Source organism: Candidatus Phytoplasma pruni, from assembly GCF_013391955.1.
In the GTDB taxonomy this organism is placed as follows: domain Bacteria; phylum Bacillota_I; class Bacilli_A; order Acholeplasmatales; family Acholeplasmataceae; genus Phytoplasma.
Genome location: NZ_JABUOH010000009.1, coordinates 1 through 1637, shown reverse-complemented (window position 1 = coordinate 1637; position 1637 = coordinate 1). Strand labels below are relative to the sequence as shown.

Here is a 1637-nt window from a genome sequence, read left to right as displayed (position 1 = left end):
TTTTTGATTTCTTTGATGGAGCCGTTGGGGTTGAAGATAGTGATGGAGGAAATGGTGCCGTTGAGGGAGTAGGAGGCAACGGATTTTGTTCCGTCGGAGTGGGAGCGGGTGATTTGGGTAATTTTGTTGGTTTGGGGGTCGTAGTCGTTGATGTGGGCAGGGTCGCCGTTTGGGGAGTAGTAGGTTTCTTTGATGAGTTTGCCCGATTGAGGGTCTTATTCATTAACAGCGCCGGTGTTGTAGTAATCAATTTTTATATCTTTTGGAGGGGTTGGAGGGGGCGTGGTGTGTAATTTATTTTCATATTTTCTTCTACAATCTTTTCCATCGATTTGCCAATCGTCATAAAATATTCCTTCGTTGTAGACGTAAGAATGAGTATTTCCTTTGACATCATAAAGAGTGCGGTTGGATTTGCCTAATTTGCCTCGGATTTCGTCACCGGTATAAAAAGTATCTCCTTGAATAGGGGATTCTCTGAGCCATTTTTGGAGGGCGGAGTGGTAGGATTGAGAGTCTGTTGGATTTAATTCTTTTTCTGTAAGAGGAGTTGAAGTAATTGATACATTTGGTTGATTTTTAGATTTGAAAATGAAATAACCAATAATGGCAGATAATAAGAGGGTAGAAATAGATAAGACGATAAATCTTTTAGATTTAATTAATTTTTTTAAGTTCATAAAAGGACCTTCTTTCTTTATCTCTTCATTATACGTTTTTTTTGCAAGAGTTTGGGACAGGAATTGTTGATTTTGATAGCGAGGGGTGAAATTTAGGCGATAAAAAAGACCCCGGAAGAACAGGTATTTCGGGTTATTTGATGATTTCTTTGATGGAACCATCTTGGTTGTAATAAGTCGTTGTTATTTTTTTACCTGATTTTGGTTCGTATTCGGAGATAAATTCTAAAGAACCACCTGAACGATATGAAATAAATTTGGTTTCGTTGCCAGATTGAGGATCATAGTCAATGATGTGGGTAATTGTGTTGTCAGGGCGGTAGACGGTTTTTTTTATTTTTTGCTCCATAGTGTTATATTCATACATATAGTTCATTGGTCCGTTGGAGCGGTAGTGAGTTTCTTTAACCATTTTTCCCGATTGAAGGTCGTATTCGTTGATGAACTCTAACGAACCATCGGTAAAGTAACGTGTTTTTTTAACGGAATTGCCGGATTGTAGATTTTTTTCGGTGATGGCGTATATGGAATTATTGAGATAATATTCAATTTTTATCTCTTCTGGAGGTTTTGGCGGAGGAGTCGTATTGTATTGTGGGTAATATCCATCATTGCAACTTTTTCCATCGATTTTCCAAGTATCCCAAAAAATTCCTTTTCGATAAGTGTATGAATGATGTTCTCCTTTACTATCATAAAGAGTGAGATCGGTTTTACCTAGTTGTTCTCTTATTTGGGAGGCAGTGTTAGTACCGTTTTTAATAGGAGATTCTCTGAGCCATGATTGGAAGGCGGAGTGATAGTCGGAGATGGTTTGAGGTTGTTCTGCGACAAGGGTTGAAGTGTTTAAGGGAGATGAGTGATTTTTAAGTTTTAAAATAAAACAACCAATAACCAAAGATAATAAGATGGTAGAAATAGATAATATAATAAAGTTTCTAGATTTAATTAATTTTT

Annotated in this window: 2 protein-coding genes and 1 pseudogene; all 3 read right to left on the bottom strand. The window is 37.0% G+C overall.

Annotation, left to right across the window (positions count from 1 at the left end):
* Window positions 1-203, bottom strand: a pseudogene (locus HR065_RS03785) (DUF2963 domain-containing protein); the annotation flags it as partial.
* Window positions 204-215: 12 nt separating this feature from the next.
* Window positions 216-680: a hypothetical protein gene (locus HR065_RS00325; protein WP_178733932.1), complete on the bottom strand. Its 465-nt coding sequence runs from the start codon at window positions 678-680 to the stop codon at window positions 216-218.
* Window positions 681-813: 133 nt separating this feature from the next.
* Window positions 814-1637 (bottom strand): DUF2963 domain-containing protein (locus HR065_RS00320; RefSeq protein ID WP_178733931.1); only part of this gene is annotated, 824 nt, incomplete at its 5' end.